General features: G+C 61.1%; 14 protein-coding genes. 11 read left to right on the forward strand and 3 right to left on the reverse strand.

Features of this window, described 5'->3' with window-relative positions; genetic code table 11:
- Positions 1-53 precede the first annotated feature (53 nt).
- Positions 54-968 carry an alpha/beta hydrolase gene (locus PMI28_RS05160; RefSeq protein WP_007990785.1) on the forward strand — a complete coding sequence of 305 codons (915 nt, stop codon included), beginning with the start codon at positions 54-56 and terminating at the stop codon, positions 966-968.
- Positions 965-1,294: a hypothetical protein gene (locus PMI28_RS05155; RefSeq protein ID WP_007990787.1), complete on the forward strand. Its 330-nt coding sequence runs from the start codon at positions 965-967 to the stop codon at positions 1,292-1,294. Before PMI28_RS05160 ends, PMI28_RS05155 begins: the two co-directional genes overlap by 4 nt.
- Before the next feature lie 134 nt (positions 1,295-1,428).
- On the opposite strand, the gene PMI28_RS05150 is transcribed toward PMI28_RS05155, so the two are convergent.
- Positions 1,429-1,773, reverse strand: coding sequence for a hypothetical protein (locus tag PMI28_RS05150; protein ID WP_007990789.1), 345 nt, complete (start codon positions 1,771-1,773; stop codon positions 1,429-1,431).
- 201 nt (positions 1,774-1,974) lie between these two features.
- On the opposite strand from PMI28_RS05150, the gene ppc reads away from it, so the two are divergent.
- The 6 genes from ppc (at position 1,975) to PMI28_RS05120 (ending at position 8,598) form a co-directional block, all read left to right on the forward strand.
- Positions 1,975-4,605 carry a phosphoenolpyruvate carboxylase gene (gene ppc / locus PMI28_RS05145; protein ID WP_007990791.1) on the forward strand — a complete coding sequence of 877 codons (2,631 nt, stop codon included), beginning with the start codon at positions 1,975-1,977 and terminating at the stop codon, positions 4,603-4,605.
- Between the two features lie 288 nt (positions 4,606-4,893).
- Positions 4,894-5,541: an adenylate kinase gene (adk, locus tag PMI28_RS05140; protein ID WP_007990793.1), complete on the forward strand. Its 648-nt coding sequence runs from the start codon at positions 4,894-4,896 to the stop codon at positions 5,539-5,541.
- 94 nt (positions 5,542-5,635) lie between these two features.
- Positions 5,636-6,310, forward strand: a complete 675-nt coding sequence (gene tsaB / locus PMI28_RS05135; RefSeq protein ID WP_007990796.1) for a tRNA (adenosine(37)-N6)-threonylcarbamoyltransferase complex dimerization subunit type 1 TsaB — start codon at positions 5,636-5,638, stop codon at positions 6,308-6,310.
- A gap of 269 nt (positions 6,311-6,579) precedes the next feature.
- Positions 6,580-6,885 carry a hypothetical protein gene (locus PMI28_RS05130; RefSeq protein WP_007990798.1) on the forward strand — a complete coding sequence of 102 codons (306 nt, stop codon included), beginning with the start codon at positions 6,580-6,582 and terminating at the stop codon, positions 6,883-6,885.
- On the forward strand, positions 6,885-7,745 hold the full coding sequence (locus PMI28_RS05125; RefSeq protein WP_007990799.1) for a DUF72 domain-containing protein: 861 nt from the start codon (positions 6,885-6,887) through the stop codon (positions 7,743-7,745). The genes PMI28_RS05130 and PMI28_RS05125 overlap by 1 nt, the downstream gene beginning before the upstream one ends.
- A gap of 31 nt (positions 7,746-7,776) precedes the next feature.
- A complete protein-coding gene (locus PMI28_RS05120) occupies positions 7,777-8,598 on the forward strand; it encodes an isocitrate lyase/PEP mutase family protein (protein WP_007990800.1) in 822 nt (273 codons plus the stop codon).
- Between the two features lie 28 nt (positions 8,599-8,626).
- Here PMI28_RS05120 and PMI28_RS05115 read toward each other — a convergent pair whose 3' ends face one another.
- Positions 8,627-9,247 carry a hypothetical protein gene (locus tag PMI28_RS05115; protein WP_007990801.1) on the reverse strand — a complete coding sequence of 207 codons (621 nt, stop codon included), beginning with the start codon at positions 9,245-9,247 and terminating at the stop codon, positions 8,627-8,629.
- Between the two features lie 93 nt (positions 9,248-9,340).
- Between PMI28_RS05115 and PMI28_RS05110 the strand changes: the two genes are divergently transcribed.
- Entirely contained in the window at positions 9,341-10,123 is a 783-nt protein-coding gene (locus PMI28_RS05110) for a class I SAM-dependent methyltransferase (protein WP_007990802.1), read from the forward strand.
- A 131-nt stretch (positions 10,124-10,254) separates the two neighbouring features.
- On the opposite strand, the gene PMI28_RS05105 is transcribed toward PMI28_RS05110, so the two are convergent.
- On the reverse strand, positions 10,255-10,893 hold the full coding sequence (locus tag PMI28_RS05105; protein WP_007990803.1) for a TetR/AcrR family transcriptional regulator: 639 nt from the start codon (positions 10,891-10,893) through the stop codon (positions 10,255-10,257).
- Between the two features lie 93 nt (positions 10,894-10,986).
- Between PMI28_RS05105 and PMI28_RS05100 the strand changes: the two genes are divergently transcribed.
- Positions 10,987-12,087 carry an efflux RND transporter periplasmic adaptor subunit gene (locus PMI28_RS05100; protein WP_007990804.1) on the forward strand — a complete coding sequence of 367 codons (1,101 nt, stop codon included), beginning with the start codon at positions 10,987-10,989 and terminating at the stop codon, positions 12,085-12,087.
- Positions 12,088-12,093: 6 nt separating this feature from the next.
- Positions 12,094-15,159 (forward strand): efflux RND transporter permease subunit, encoded by a 3,066-nt coding sequence (locus PMI28_RS05095; RefSeq protein WP_007990805.1) that lies wholly within the window; start codon positions 12,094-12,096, stop codon positions 15,157-15,159.
- Positions 15,160-15,449: the final 290 nt, after the last annotated feature.

Here is a 15,449-nt window from a genome sequence, read left to right on the forward strand (position 1 = left end):
AGCCCGCTCCCACAGGGGTATGTATTCCAATCTTCACTGCGAGGTTTCAACGGATGAGAATCCTCGGCATCCTCTGCCTTCTCCTGACCTTGAGCGGTTGCAGCTCGCTGTTGTTCTACCCGGAACCCGGCCAGTTGTTCACCCCGGAAAAGGCCGGGCTCGAATACCGCACCGTCACCCTGATCACCGCCGATGGCCTCAAGCTGAACGCATGGTGGCTGCCGGCGAAGCAGGGGGTCGAGGTCAAAGGCACGGTGTTGCACCTGCACGGCAACGGCGGAAACCTGCCCATGCACCTCGGCGGGAGCTTTTGGTTGCCGAAAAATGGTTACCAGGTGTTGCTTGTTGACTATCGCGGTTATGGCCTGTCCGAAGGCGAGCCGAGCCTGCCGGCGATCTATCAGGACATCGATGCGGCGTTCATCTGGCTGGACCAGGCGCCGGAGGTCAAGGGCAAGCCGCTGATCCTGCTTGGCCAGAGCCTCGGTGGCTCAATGGCCGTGCATTATCTGGTCCGGCACCCGGAACGCCAGAAGCAGCTCAAGGCCATCGTCCTCGATGGTGCCCCTGCCAGTTACCGCAGCGTCGGCCAGTTTGCCTTGAGCACATCGTGGCTGACCTGGCCGTTCCAGGTGCCGTTGTCGTGGCTGGTACCGGATGGCGACAGCGCGATCAACTCCATCGCGCAACTCAAGGATGTGCCGAAACTGCTCTACCACAGCATCGACGATCCGATCGTGCCTCTTTCCAACGGCATCCGGTTGTATCAAGCTGCGCCGCCGCCGCGGGTGCTGCAACTGACCCGTGGCGGTCACGTGCAGACGTTCGCCAATCCGGTCTGGCGCAAGGTCATGCTGCGTTATCTTGATGACCCGCAGCATTTCAACGGCCTGCGCCGCTTGGGCGAAATCCCCAATTACCCGCCACCCCCGAATTCAGAAACTGAACCGCCAGAGAGTCCGCAATGAGTGAAGAACGCAACGCCATCCCGCTGATCATCACCGGTATCTGCAGCATCCTCGGCACCGTCGGTGCCCTGTGGTGGTACGGCTACCTGCACTTCGCCAAGCCCGAGGATGCGTTGCTGCTCAACGAATTCACCATGCTCAAGACGATTCCGGGCGAAGACTACAAAGTCTCCCTGGAGCCCGCCGCCCAAGTGGCGCAGTGCATCGATGGCGTGCTGGTGCTGTTCGACACCGAGCAGAAAGGCCTGACTGGCGTGCTGGTCGACGGCAAGAAAAAAGCCGTGCGCTGCATGGGGCAGGAAACCCCGCAGAAGCTGGAGCAGTAACCCGGTTCTAACTAACAACACAGATCCAATGTGGGAGCGGGCTTGCTCGCGAATGAGGTTTAACATTCAACAATAATGTTGACTGATACACCGCTTTCGCGAGCAAGCCCGCTCCCACAGGGTTCAATGCAAACTCAGTGTTTCTGTTTGTCCTCGGGCATCGACAAATCGTGCAAATGCCGACGGGACAGCGCCAGAAAGCGCGGGGTCGGTCCGATGTCTTCGTACAGTGGATCGCCCTCTTCGTCGGTGGCGACCACAGTCGAGCCTTTGACGTACGGGAAGCTTCTTTCCAGCTCTTCCAGCGCGGCGCCGATCAGATCGCCGAGCAGTTCTTCGGGATGCCGCTTGGGGTACATCTCGACGAGCGCTGCCAGCCGTGCGGCAGATTCCACATCCAGATGAATCGAGTAGCCGGTGTCGGTCAGGCGACCCTTGGCGTTTTCTTCCCAGTGGTGGGCAAGTTCGCGGATTTTCATATTGACCTCATGGCGCGACCGCTCGTGGCAGGCAGGGTGAGTGTCCGGCATTGGCCGGCGACAGCCGTTGTACGGCTTATCTTCAGACTAGCCTCAACGGGCAGGGTTTAAAGTCCCTTCGTCGTCTTGCTTGTAAGAACCTGTCTGGAGCGGCACTCTCTAGGTTCTTAGCCGTCCGGATTTTTTGCTGGAGACCTGCTGATGACCGATATTGATGCACGCTTGCGCGAGGATGTTCACCTGTTGGGTGAGCTGTTGGGCAACACCATTCGTGAACAATATGGCGACGGTTTTCTCGACAAGATCGAGCAGATCCGCAAGGGCGCCAAGGCTGACCGGCGCGGTTCCATGGATGCCGAACTCAGCGCCAGCCTCAACCAGCTGACCGAAGACGAACTGTTGCCGGTAGCGCGGGCGTTCAACCAGTTTCTCAACCTGGCCAATATCGCCGAGCAATACCAGTTGATTCACCGTCGCGAGGAGACTCAACAGGCGCCGTTCGAAGCCCGGGTGTTGCCCGAGTTGCTCGCTCGCCTGCGCGCCGAGGGGCAGGGTGCCGAAGCGCTGGCCCGGCAATTGGGGCGACTGGAGATTGAACTGGTACTGACGGCGCACCCGACCGAAGTCGCGCGTCGCACGCTGATCCAGAAGTACGACGCCATCGCCGCGCAACTGGCGGCGCAAGATCACCGCGACCTGACCAGTGCCGAGCGCGAGCAGATCAAAACCACCTTGCAGCGTCTGATCGCCGAAGCCTGGCACACCGAAGAAATCCGCCGCACGCGTCCGACACCGGTGGACGAAGCCAAGTGGGGTTTCGCGGTGATCGAGCATTCGCTGTGGCAGGCCATTCCGAATTATCTGCGCAAGGCCGATCAGGCCCTGCACGCCGCCACCGGCCTGCGCTTGCCACTGGAGGCGGCGCCGATTCGCTTTGCCTCGTGGATGGGCGGCGACCGCGACGGTAACCCCAATGTGACAGCGGCGGTTACCCGAGAGGTTTTACTGTTGGCGCGCTGGATGGCAGCTGATTTGTACCTGCGCGATGTCGATCACCTCGCGGCAGAACTGTCGATGCAGCAGGCCAGCGCTGAATTGAAGGCCAAGGCGGGTGACAGCGCCGAACCTTATCGGGCAGTGCTCAAACAGCTGCGCGAACGCTTGCGGGCGACGCGCAACTGGGCGCATACCTCGTTGTCGACGCCAACGCCGGCACCGGCCGATGTGCTGCAAAACAACCGCGAGCTGCTCGATCCGCTGGAGCTGTGTTACCACTCGCTGCATGAATGCGGCATGGGCGTGATCGCCGACGGGCCGTTGCTCGATTGCCTGCGTCGGGCAGTGACGTTCGGTCTGTTCCTTGTTCGTCTGGATGTGCGCCAGGACTCGTCGCGGCACACCGCCGCCATGACCGAAATCACCGATTACCTGGGCCTGGGTCGCTACGAGGACTGGAGCGAGGAAGAGCGCATTGCCTTCCTGATGCGTGAACTGAACAACCGTCGGCCGTTGCTGCCGACGTACTTCAAACCTTCCGCCGACACCGCCGAAGTGCTGGCGACCTGTCGGGAAATCGCCGCTGCGCCGCAGGCGTCTCTCGGTTCCTATGTGATTTCCATGGCCGGTGCCGCCTCCGATGTGCTGGCGGTGCAATTGCTGCTCAAGGAATCCGGCGTGCTGCGGCCGATGCGCGTGGTGCCGTTGTTCGAAACCCTGGCGGACCTCGACAACGCCGGCCCGGTGATCGAGAAACTGCTGCTGTTGCCGGGCTATCGCTCACGTCTGCAAGGGCCGCAGGAAGTGATGATTGGTTACTCCGATTCGGCCAAGGACGCTGGCACCACCGCGGCGGCCTGGGCGCAGTACCGGGCGCAGGAGCGACTGGTGGAAATCTGCCGCGCGCAGCAAGTGGAACTGTTGTTGTTCCACGGTCGCGGCGGCACCGTAGGGCGTGGCGGCGGCCCGGCCCACGCGGCGATCCTGTCGCAGCCGCCGGGTTCGGTGGCGGGGCGCTTCCGCACCACCGAACAGGGTGAAATGATTCGATTCAAATTCGGCCTGCCGGACATCGCCGAGCAAAACCTTAATCTGTACCTGGCCGCCGTACTCGAAGCGACGTTGCTGCCGCCGCCGCCACCTACACCTGAATGGCGACACTTGATGGATGAACTGGCGGCAGACGGTGTCAGCGCTTACCGCGCCGTGGTGCGGGAAAATCCGCAGTTCGTGGAGTATTTCCGCCAGTCCACGCCGGAACAGGAACTCGGTCGTTTGCCGCTGGGCAGCCGTCCGGCCAAGCGTCGGGCCGGGGGGATCGAAAGCCTGCGGGCGATTCCGTGGATCTTCGGCTGGACCCAGACGCGCCTGATGCTGCCAGCCTGGCTGGGTTGGGAAGCCGCCCTGAGCAAGGCTCTGGAGCGTGGCGAAGGCGAACTGCTGGGGCAAATGCGTGAGCAGTGGCCGTTCTTCCGCACCCGCATCGACATGTTGGAAATGGTCCTGGCCAAGGCGGATGCCGACATTGCACAGTCCTACGATGAGCGTCTGGTGGAACCGAATCTGCTGCCATTGGGTGCGCACTTACGCGACCTATTGTCGCAGGCGTGCACCATCGTTCTCGGCCTGACCGGGCAGTCGCAGCTGCTGGCACATAGCCCGGCGACCCTCGAGTTCATCCGCTTGCGCAACACCTACCTCGACCCGCTTCATCTATTGCAGGCCGAGTTGCTGGCCCGTTCGCGAGTGCAGGACGTGGCGCAGGGCAGCCCGGTAGAACAGGCCCTGCTGGTGTCTGTCGCGGGGATTGCCGCTGGATTGCGTAACACCGGCTAAGGTTTTTGCCGTGGGGCCAGGCATCCGGCAGGTGAGGCGGATGCCGCAGCAGCAGGGGTTGAAAAGTGCTGTCAGGCGACAGTTAATGATGGGGTTGCGACTTGGGAAACTGCGCGCAATGGTCGCAAGAGGCAGCGGTTTCTCCGACTTTTGGCGTCTTGTGTGGGCGCAGCCTGCTGTGTATCTTGAGCAGCCTTTGGCCGTTTGGGCGGTCACGACCCTATTTTTGAGATTGGCCCCACGAGGCGAATCTGACGTTATCTATATAAAAAATTGAGGAGCACATCGATGCGCGTCATTCTGCTGGGAGCTCCCGGGGCCGGTAAAGGTACTCAGGCTAAGTTCATCACCGAAAAATTCGGCATTCCGCAAATTTCCACCGGCGACATGCTGCGTGCAGCGGTCAAGGCCGGCACCGAGCTGGGCATCAAGGCCAAGAGCATCATGGATGCCGGCGGCCTGGTGTCCGATGACCTGATCATCGCACTGGTCAAGGACCGCATCGCCCAGTCCGATTGCGCCAACGGTTTCCTGTTCGACGGCTTCCCGCGCACCATTCCCCAGGCTGAAGCCCTGGTGACGGCCGGCGTCGAGCTGGATGCAGTGGTTGAAATCGCCGTCGAAGACGAAGAAATCGTCCAGCGTATCGCCGGTCGCCGTGTTCACGAGGCCAGCGGCCGCGTGTACCACATCGTCTACAACCCGCCGAAAATCGCTGGCAAAGACGACATCACTGGTGAAGAGCTGGTACAGCGCAAGGACGACACCGAAGAAACCGTGCGTCATCGCCTGTCGGTCTACCATTCGCAGACCAAGCCGCTGGTGGACTTCTACCAGAAGCTGTCAGCTGCCAATGGCAAGCCGCAATATAGCCATATCGAAGGCGTCGGATCGGTTGAAGCGATCACCGCCAAGGTGCTTGCAGCCCTGAGCTGAAAAACCTGATCCGCTGCATCATCCACGGCCCGCTTGCGGGCCGTAGTTGTTTATACTGGCGCACTTTTTCTGACTTCTTCTTACGGAAACATCGATGAGCACCTTGCTGGCCCTGGACACCGCGACTGAAGCTTGCTCCGTTGCCTTGCTGCATGACGGCAAGGTCACGAGCCATTACGAGGTGATCCCGCGCCTGCACGCGCAGAAGTTGTTGCCGATGATCCAGCAGTTACTGGCCGATGCCGGGACCACGCTGCAAGCGGTCGATGCCATTGCATTCGGCCGTGGCCCGGGCGCCTTCACGGGCGTACGCATCGCCATCGGCGTGGTGCAAGGCCTGGCGTTTGCCCTGGATCGTCCGGTGTTGCCGGTGTCGAACCTCGCCGTGTTGGCGCAACGTGCGTTGCGCGAACATGGTGCCAGTCAAGTCGCCGCCGCCATCGATGCGCGGATGGACGAAGTGTATTGGGGTTGCTACCGCGAAACGGCCGGGGAGATGCGCCTGGTTGGCGCCGAAGCGGTACTGCCGCCGGAGTCCGCTGCATTGCCGGCCGATGCCGGCGGCGAATGGTTCGGCGCAGGCACCGGTTGGGGTTATGGCGAGCGCATCGCCGTCAACCTCAGCGGGCAGGACGCAGGCATGTTGCCCCATGCCGAAGACCTGCTGACCCTGGCGCGATTTGCCTGGGCGCGCGGCGAGGCGATCGTGGCCGATGAGGCACAGCCGGTGTACCTGCGCGATAAAGTGGCGACGCCCAAAGCGCGTTGATTCACGCAGTACCTGTGGGAGCGGGCTTGCTCGCGAAGACGGTGTGTCAGGCAACAGAAATGTTGAATGTTATACCGCCTTCGTCGGAACGCCGCCCGGAGCAAGCCCGCTCCCACAGGGTTAGTGTTCTGCTCTAATTCTGCCAATCGTCATTTTCTAACCCCGGCTTTTAAACCTTTTGCCTTTTATGTGTTCTAGTTATCACTCGGCGGTTTGCGAAGTGGTTTTTGCGCTACTAAACTGCCATCACTGATTCCGAGTATGCAGCTATGCGTATAGACGGCGTTTCCTCTCAGTCCTACCCCATCAAGCGCAAACCTCGCACAGGCCGCGTGGTGGAAGACGACGCCATTGATATCGAAGGCGAGCTGGAATTCCCGACTGAAGAGCAACTGGCTGCACGCGCCGCCAAAGCCTCTGCGCAAAAACTGAGCAATCTCCCCGCCCGTCAACAAGACATGCTTTACCACCGTGCCATGAGCAAAAGCGTGGCGATGGCCCTGGCCAGCTACCTGAGCACCGCCGGTTTCGTCGATTGGGAAGCGGATGTGCTGGGTCTCGACCTGTACATCTGATGTTGCTGCCGTACTACCTCGGTTGCCCGTCCTGGAGCGAAAACGCCTGGCGCGATTACCTGTATCCATCGGATGCCAGGCCCGCCGAGTTTCTTGATCTCTATTCCCGAGTATTCAATGCCGTAGAAGGCAACACGACTTTCTACGCGAGCCCGGCTGCGAGCACCGTGCAGCGTTGGGCCGACACCATGCCCGAACACTTTCGTTTCACCGCCAAGTTTCCCGGCGAGATCAGCCACGGCGGTGACCTGCGCGAGCAGCTGACCGCCGCCGAAACCTTCACTCAGTTACTCAGCCCGCTCGGCGAGCGGGTGTCGCCACTGTGGTTGCAGCTGTCGAAAAGCTTCACGCCCCAACGGTTGCCCGAACTGGCCGGATTTATCGATGCCCTGCAACGGCCGCTGGCCGTGGAGGTGCGGCATGACGACTTTTTCGCCAAGGGTGACAGCGAGCGAATGCTCAACCGTCTGCTGCTGGATCGCGGAGTCGAACGCATCTGCCTCGATCCGCGTGCGCTGTTCAGTTGCACGTCGACCGAGCCCTCGGTGCTCCATGTGCAATCGAAGAAACCCCGTGTGCCACCGCGTCCGGCGGCATTCACGGCATTCCCGCAGGTACGTTTTATCGGCCATCCGACGCTTGAGGCCAACGATGCGTTTCTGGAACCCTGGGTCGAAAAAATCGCGGTGTGGATCGAAGAAGGCCGCACGCCGTATATCTTCCTGCACACGGCCGACAACGTACTGGCGGCGAAACTGGCGCAGCGCTTTCACGCCAGGCTGATGTTGCGTTTGCCTGGCTTGCCGGCGCTGCCTGAGCTATACAGAGAGCCCGCCATCGAGCAACTTGGCCTGCTCTGAGGCGGATTTTCCCCTCTTCAGGAGCCTGCCAATGGATGCGCAAACCCTTCGAGCCCAGGCGTTCAAAGCCCTTCACGAACGCCCCGGTGCTTTTGTGATTCCCAATCCGTGGGACGCCGGTTCGGCGAAAATGCTCGCCAGCCTCGGCTTCGAGGCGCTGGCGACTACCAGTGCCGGTTATGCCTTTTCCCAGGGGCGTGCCGATGGCGGATTGACCCTCGACGATACCCTGCTGAACGTTCAGGCGATTGTTGCCGCCACTGACCTGCCGGTTGCCGTGGACCTGGAAAACGGTTTTGCCGACAACCCGGCCGATTGCGCCAAAAGCATTTTGCGCGCGGCAGAGGCCGGTGCTGTCGGTGGTTCGATTGAAGATGCCACCGGCCGCGAGGAAGGCCCGATCTACTGTTTCGAACACGCCGTGGCGCGAATCGAGGCCTCTGTCGCTGCCGCTCGCAGTTTGCCGTTCCCCTTCACGTTGACTGCCCGGGCGGAAAACTTCCTGCACGGCAATCCGGATCTGGCCGACACCATCCGCCGCTTGCAGGCATTCGCCGAGGCCGGTGCCGACGTGCTCTACGCACCAGGCCTGCGCAGCGCCGAGGATGTCTTGGCGGTGGTGCGTGCGGTGGCGCCAAAACCGGTGAATGTGTTGATGTCGGGCGGCTTGAAACTGACGGTCGCGCAGTTGGGTGAAATGGGCGTCAAACGCATCAGCGTGGGCTCGGCGCTGGCACTGGCGGCGTATGGCGAGTTCTTTCGCGCCGCCGAGGAAATCCGGACATCGGGCACGTTCGGTTTCACATCCCGGTCGATGCCGTACCAGAAGGCCAATCAGTTCTTTAAAGGCTGAGGGATGCGCAAGAGGGTGCGGCCGAGGATCAGGCGGCGATACGCAGGTTCTGCAGGATGATCGGGCGGGCCCAGCCGTTATCGAAATCGAGTTGTTTTTGTTGTTCCCGCTGTTCCTCTGGCGAGAACGGCGGGAACGGCTTGTCGAGCAGGTCGAGTTCGAACTCGGCAATGGGCAGGTGCAGCGGACGCGGTTGCGGGGCAGGGCCGGCTTGCGGCACCGGCTGATCGGCATTCAATACGATCGGGCGAACCCAGCCGCTTTCGAAGTCCTGCTGTTTTTGCTGGGCGACGATTTCATCCGCCGGGAACGGTGGCCGTGGTTTGTCGGCCAGGTCCATTTCGAATTCGGCAATCGGCAGGAAGAGCGGCTCGGGTGGGCGGATTACCTTGTCCGTCACGTCGCATTCGCGCTGGGACACGATGTGCTCCAGCAGCTCGCTGCCGACGGTAGGTTCAACCGGGCTTTCGAGATCGACCGGTGGGAAATTCAACGATTCAGGCAGCACATCACCCGACTGATCGGCCAGCGCCCTGGCAAAGAAATCCTGCCAGATGTGGCTGACGCCGCTCAGTGCCTGGGTGTTTCGCAGGTTGTAATTGCCGTAGGGCGATATAAAACCTGTGATTGTGGGTTGAATGTCTGACATTTCTCTCGGTCGACGCTCAGCTCTGGCAAAATGCTCGATAGTTTTGTTATCGGCAGTTTTTGCCGATCATTAATTTTTTGAGCGTGTTTTCCGATGATTGATCAACCTGCGGCCTGCCGCATCCATGTCCAGGCTCTGGACGCGGCTTTCGAGCCACAAGCCGAGCAATGGGCCGAGCGTCTGGGCTTGCCGATGCAAGTGGCTGACGGTGAGTTTGCCTTGCAGGTGGGCGACCAGGGTTTGCAACTGCAACAGCTCGGGCCGGATGCGCCGGGGCCGGTGCGGGTTGACTTCGTGGAGGGCGGTGCGGCCCATCGCCGGTTGTATGGCGGTGGCAGCGGGCAGATGATCGCCAAGGCCGTCGGTGTTGCCCAAGGTGTGCGCCCGCGTGTACTGGACGCCACGGCCGGGCTGGGCAAAGACGCGTTCGTGCTGGCCAGCCTCGGTTGCGAGATGAGCCTGATCGAGCGTCAGCCGCTGATAGGTGCCTTGCTGGAGGATGGACTGGCCCGCGGTGCGGAAGATTTCGACGTGGCGCCGATCGTGGCGCGCATGCGCTTGCTCAAGGGCAACTCGATCGAGGTGATGCGCAATTGGCAAGGCGAACCGCCGCAGGTGATCTACCTGGACCCGATGTTCCCGCACCGTGAGAAAACTGCGCTGGTGAAAAAGGAAATGCGCCTGTTCCGGCCGCTGGTGGGCGATGACCCGGATGCGCCGGCATTGCTCGAAGCCGCGCTGGCCCTGGCCAGCCACCGGGTGGTGGTCAAGCGTCCGCGCAAGGCGCCGTGTATCGAAGGGCCGAAACCGAGCCATGCGCTGGATGGCAAGTCCAGTCGGTATGACATCTATCCGAAGAAGGCGCTCAAGCCTTAAGACCGGGTCGCCTGCTTCGCGAGCAAGCCCGCTCCCACATTTGACCGCATACTGTCTGACAGAACCGGGTCACCTGTGGGAGCGGGCTTGCTCGCGAATACGCCCGCCCAGTCGCCACAAGCTCCTCAGGCTCACTCAGGCCGATAAGCCCGCATAAACAACCCCACCACTTCCCGCACATGACTCTCCGCCGCCTCGCCAACCGGCGGTTCGCCGCAGCCGTACAGCAAGCGGAAATTTCCGGCGCCCTTGAGCAGGCAGAAGAAGTGCTCGGCCGCATTGTGCGGTTTGTCGATGCGCAACACACCGCTTTCATCGATCTTGCTCAGCAGGCGCTCCATGCCATGCAGCATGCGCTCCGGCCCGGCTTCGAAGAATATCTGCGACAGCTTAGGGTCCTGGCTGCCCAGGGTCATCATCAAGCGGTGCAGGTTCACCGATTCATCACTGTTGATCAGCTGATGAAAACCGCGCGCGATATTCAGCAGCACGGTTTCCACTGCCACACCTTCCGGCAATTCGAAGAACAGCGGTGGCAACTGCTCCTCGCACTTGGCCATCACGGCGGCGGAGAACAGCGTCTCCTTGTCGTTGAAGTGGCTATAGACCGTCAGCTTCGACACACCGGCCTCGGTTGCGACGGCATCCATGCTGGTATTGGCGTAACCCTTACTCAGAAACAGCGTTTTCGCCGCATCGAGAATCGCCTGGCGCTTGACCAAATCCTTGGGTCTGCCTGGGCCATTGGGTGCTGAAAGATTGTTTGGCATATTCGTTTTTATTACTGGACTCGTGAGTTTGCTATTAATAACATACTGCTCAGTATAATTATTCAAAGCACCATTAGCGAAAGGTCCTTTACCATGTTCCGCTATGCCTTGCCCCTCGCGTTGCCAGTCACCCTGGCTTTTTTATTGTCTGCGTGTGGTCACGAAGAGGCGCCGCAAGTCAGCGTACGCCCGGCCATGGTGGTCCAGCCAGAGCCTTCGGCGCAGTCCATGGAAAGCTATCCCGGTGAAGTTCGCGCACGTTATGAGCCGGATCTGGCGTTCCGTATCGGCGGCAAAGTCAGCCGACGACTGGTTGAGGAAGGGCAGCGGGTCAAGGCCGATCAACCGTTGGCGGAGCTCGATCCCCAGGACGTGCGCCTGCAACTGGAGGCCACTCGCGCCCAGGTCGCCGCCGCTGAGGCCAATCTGAACCTGGTGCGTTCCGAGCGTGATCGCTACAAGACCCTGATGGAACGCCAGATGGTCAGTCGCTCGCAGTACGACAACGCCGAAAACCTCTACCGCTCCGGCGAAGCGCGCCTCAAGCAAATCAAAGCCGAATTCAACGTTTCCAATAACCAGGCCAGTTACGCCGTGTTGCGTGCGCCGCAGGACGGCGTCGTGGCCAAGCGTCTGGTGGAAGTCGGGCAAGTCGTGGCCGCCGGGCAAACGGTGTTCACACTGGCTACCGATGGCGAGCGTGAAGTGTCGATCAGCCTGCCGGAGCAGAATTTCGGCCGTTTCAAGGTCGGCGAGCCGGTGTCAGTGGAACTCTGGACCCAGCCCGACCAGCGTTTCGCCGGGCGTATCCGTGAGTTGTCGCCAGCGGCTGATCCAAAATCGCGCACCTTCGCGGCGCGTATTACCTTCAACACCGGCAACGTTCCTGTCGAACTGGGCCAGAGCGCCCGAGTGTTCGTGCAGGCCGTCGATGTGGTCCCACTGTCCGTTCCGCTGTCTGCGCTGACAGCAGAAAACGGCGTGACCTATGTCTGGGTGGTCAGCGCCAACAATACCTTGAAGAGAACCCCGGTGCGCGTCGGTGCCTTCGGCGAGAAAACCGTACCGGTGCTTGAAGGGCTCAACGCCAGCGACTGGGTGGTGGCCGCCGGTGTCCATGTGCTTCTCGAAGGGCAGCAGGTACGCCCGGTGGATCGCTCCAATCGCGTGGTCAATCTGGCGGACAAGGAGTAAGCCCCGATGCGCTTCAACGTTTCCGAATGGGCGCTGCGTAATCGCCAGATCGTCCTGTTCCTGATGCTGTTGCTGGCCATTGTCGGCGCACTTTCCTACACCAAGCTCGGCCAGAGTGAAGACCCGCCTTTCACCTTCAAGGCCATGGTGATTCGCACCAACTGGCCGGGAGCGACCGCCGAGGAAGTCTCGCGCCAGGTCACCGAACGCATCGAAAAGAAACTGATGGAAACCGGTGAGTACGAGCGCATCGTGTCGTTCTCCCGCCCCGGCGAATCCCAGGTGACCTTCATCGCGCGCGACTCGATGCACTCGGTGGAGATCCCGGACCTCTGGTACCAGGTGCGCAAGAAGATCAGCGACATTCGTCATACCTTGCCGCCGGGGATTCAGGGGCCGTTCTTCAACGATGAATTCGGCACCACCTTCGGCAATATCTACGCCCTGACCGGCGAGGGTTTCGACTACGCCGTGCTCAAGGATTACGCCGACCGCATCCAGATCCAGCTGCAACGGGTCAAGGATGTGGGCAAGGTCGAATTGCTGGGATTGCAGGACGAGAAAGTCTGGATCGAGCTCTCCAACGTCAAGCTCGCCACCCTCGGCTTGCCGCTGGCTGCCGTCCAGCAAGCCCTTGAAGAACAGAACGCGGTGTCCACGGCAGGTTTCTTCGAAACCAGCAGCGAGCGCTTGCAGCTACGGGTGACAGGGAATTTCCAGACGGTCGACGAGATCAAGAACTTCCCGATCCGCGTTGGTGATCGCACTTTCCGCATCTCCGATGTGGCCAACGTGCGGCGTGGTTTCAACGATCCACCGGCGCCGCGCATGCGCTTCATGGCGCAGGACGCCATCGGCCTGGCGGTGGCGATGAAGGACGGCGGTGACATTCTGGTGCTGGGCAAGGCTCTGGAAGTCGAGTTCGCCCGCATCCAGAAAAACCTCCCGGCCGGCATGGAGTTGCGCAAAGTCTCCGACCAGCCGGCAGCGGTGAAAACCGGTGTTGGCGAGTTCGTGCAAGTGCTGGTCGAGGCGCTGGCCATTGTGTTGCTGGTGAGCTTCTTCTCCCTCGGCGTGCGCACCGGCATGGTGGTGGCGCTGGCGATTCCGCTGGTGCTGGCGATGACGTTCGCCTGCATGTATTACCTCGGCATCGGTCTGCACAAGATTTCCCTTGGCGCGCTGGTACTGGCCCTGGGTTTGCTGGTGGACGACGCGATCATCGCCGTGGAAATGATGGCGATCAAAATGGAGCAGGGCTTCGACCGGGTCAAAGCGGCGAGTTATGCCTGGACCAGCACCGCGTTCCCGATGCTCACCGGTACGCTGATCACCGCGGCTGGTTTCCTGCCGATTGCCACGGCGCAATCGGGCACGGGCGAATACACCCGTTCGATTTTCGAGGTGGTCACCATTGCGCTGTTGGCGTCGTGGGTGGCCGCGGTGGTCTTTGTGCCGTACCTGGGGGAAAAACTCCTGCCGGACCTGGCGAAAATTCACGCCGCCAAACACGGTGCCGGCCAGCCCGATCCGTATGGCACGCCGTTCTATCAGCGCGTCCGGCGTCTGGTGGAGTGGTGCGTGCACTGGCGTAAAACCGTGATCATGGCGACCGTGCTGTTGTTCATCGCATCCATTGTGCTGTTCAAGTTTGTGCCGCAGCAGTTCTTCCCGGCATCGGGTCGTCTGGAGTTGATGGTCGACCTGAAACTGGCCGAAGGTGCTTCGCTGAGCAACACCGCCGACGAGGTCAAACGCCTCGAAGCGCTGCTCAAGGACAAGGCAGGAATCGACAATTACGTGGCCTACGTCGGCACAGGCTCGCCGCGCTTCTACCTGCCGCTGGATCAGCAACTGCCGGCGGCGAGCTTCGCCCAGTTTGTCGTCCTGGCGAAAACCATCGAAGAGCGGGAAACCCTGCGCACCTGGTTGATTTCAACCCTCAACGAGCAATTCCCGGCGCTGCGCTCGCGGGTCACGCGTCTGGAAAACGGTCCGCCGGTTGGCTATCCGGTGCAATTTCGCGTGACCGGGGAGCACATCGAAGAGGTGCGGGCGCTGGCACGTAAAGTCGCGGCCAAGGTTCGCGAGAACCCGCATGTGGTCAACGTCCACCTGGATTGGGAAGAACCGAGCAAAGTCGTCTACCTGAACATCGATCAGGACCGCGCGCGGGCGCTGGGCGTGAGCACGGCGAACCTGTCGAGGTTCTTGCAAAGCTCCCTGACCGGTTCCAGCGTCAGCCAGTACCGTGAAGACAACGAGTTGATCGAGATCCTGTTGCGCGGCACCTTGCATGAGCGTACCGAGTTGTCGTTGCTGCCGAGCCTGGCGGTGCCGACCGATAACGGTCGCAGCGTCGCGCTGTCGCAGATCGCGACCCTGGAGTACGGCTTCGAAGAGGGCATCATCTGGCACCGCAATCGCCTGCCCAACGTGACGGTTCGCGCCGACATCTATGGCAAGGAGCAACCGGCGACGCTGGTGCAACAAATCATGCCGACCCTCGATTCGATCCGCGCCGAATTGCCCGATGGGTACTTGCTGGATGTCGGCGGCACGGTGGAGGACTCCGCACGCGGACAGAACTCGGTGAAGGCTGGTGTGCCGTTGTTCATTGTGGTGGTGTTGACCTTGCTGATGCTGCAACTGCGCAGTTTTTCGCGCACGGCGATGGTGTTTCTGACGGCGCCGCTAGGGTTGATCGGGGTGACGCTGTTTCTGTTGGTGTTCCGCCAGCCATTCGGTTTTGTCGCGATGCTGGGGACCATCGCCTTGTCGGGGATGATCATGCGTAACTCGGTGATTCTGGTGGATCAGATCGAGCAGGATATTGCTGCGGGGTTGAAGCCTTGGCAGGCGATCATTGAGGCGACGGTGCGGCGGTTCCGGCCGATTGTATTGACGGCGCTCGCTGCTGTTTTGGCGATGATTCCGTTGTCGCGCAGTGTGTTTTTCGGGCCGATGGCGGTGGCGATCATGGGGGGGTTGATTGTGGCCACGGCGTTGACGCTGCTGTTTTTGCCTGCGTTGTATGCGGCTTGGTTCCGGGTTCGCAAAGAGTCTGTTTGACCGGTTGACCGTGGCGGCCTTCGGGCCGACCAGGTTCTTGGGTGGTCGAGTACATATCCGTTTCTGCGGTAACGGCGGCTTATGGTTTCGCCCTTACGGCGAGTCCCTTTTGGCAAACGCCCCAAAAGGAACCAAAAGGTCTCGCCCCTTACGTACGGCCCCTCGCTGAGGCTCGGGGTTCCTTCGCTCCGGCATTCATCCGGGGGCATCGCCTCCGGTCGGCTTCGCTTCGACCTCCTCTCGATGTGTTCGGCTTCGCCGAACGGCGCTGCGCGCCCACCCCCGGATGA

The sequence above is a fragment of the Pseudomonas sp. GM48 genome, from assembly GCF_000282335.1.
In the GTDB taxonomy this organism is placed as follows: domain Bacteria; phylum Pseudomonadota; class Gammaproteobacteria; order Pseudomonadales; family Pseudomonadaceae; genus Aquipseudomonas.

What these genes read in the sequence shown, in the direction of transcription:
- PMI28_RS05160 (WP_007990785.1), top strand. Translation starts at nt 54, where the DNA reads ATGAGAATCCTCGGCATCCTCTGCCTTCTCCTGACCTTGAGCGGTTGC.
- PMI28_RS05155 (WP_007990787.1), top strand. Translation starts at nt 965, where the DNA reads ATGAGTGAAGAACGCAACGCCATCCCGCTGATCATCACCGGTATCTGC.
- PMI28_RS05150 (WP_007990789.1), bottom strand. Translation starts at nt 1,773, where the DNA reads ATGAAAATCCGCGAACTTGCCCACCACTGGGAAGAAAACGCCAAGGGT.
- ppc (WP_007990791.1), top strand. Translation starts at nt 1,975, where the DNA reads ATGACCGATATTGATGCACGCTTGCGCGAGGATGTTCACCTGTTGGGT.
- adk (WP_007990793.1), top strand. Translation starts at nt 4,894, where the DNA reads ATGCGCGTCATTCTGCTGGGAGCTCCCGGGGCCGGTAAAGGTACTCAG.
- tsaB (WP_007990796.1), top strand. Translation starts at nt 5,636, where the DNA reads ATGAGCACCTTGCTGGCCCTGGACACCGCGACTGAAGCTTGCTCCGTT.
- PMI28_RS05130 (WP_007990798.1), top strand. Translation starts at nt 6,580, where the DNA reads ATGCGTATAGACGGCGTTTCCTCTCAGTCCTACCCCATCAAGCGCAAA.
- PMI28_RS05125 (WP_007990799.1), top strand. Translation starts at nt 6,885, where the DNA reads ATGTTGCTGCCGTACTACCTCGGTTGCCCGTCCTGGAGCGAAAACGCC.
- PMI28_RS05120 (WP_007990800.1), top strand. Translation starts at nt 7,777, where the DNA reads ATGGATGCGCAAACCCTTCGAGCCCAGGCGTTCAAAGCCCTTCACGAA.
- PMI28_RS05115 (WP_007990801.1), bottom strand. Translation starts at nt 9,247, where the DNA reads ATGTCAGACATTCAACCCACAATCACAGGTTTTATATCGCCCTACGGC.
- PMI28_RS05110 (WP_007990802.1), top strand. Translation starts at nt 9,341, where the DNA reads ATGATTGATCAACCTGCGGCCTGCCGCATCCATGTCCAGGCTCTGGAC.
- PMI28_RS05105 (WP_007990803.1), bottom strand. Translation starts at nt 10,893, where the DNA reads ATGCCAAACAATCTTTCAGCACCCAATGGCCCAGGCAGACCCAAGGAT.
- PMI28_RS05100 (WP_007990804.1), top strand. Translation starts at nt 10,987, where the DNA reads ATGTTCCGCTATGCCTTGCCCCTCGCGTTGCCAGTCACCCTGGCTTTT.
- PMI28_RS05095 (WP_007990805.1), top strand. Translation starts at nt 12,094, where the DNA reads ATGCGCTTCAACGTTTCCGAATGGGCGCTGCGTAATCGCCAGATCGTC.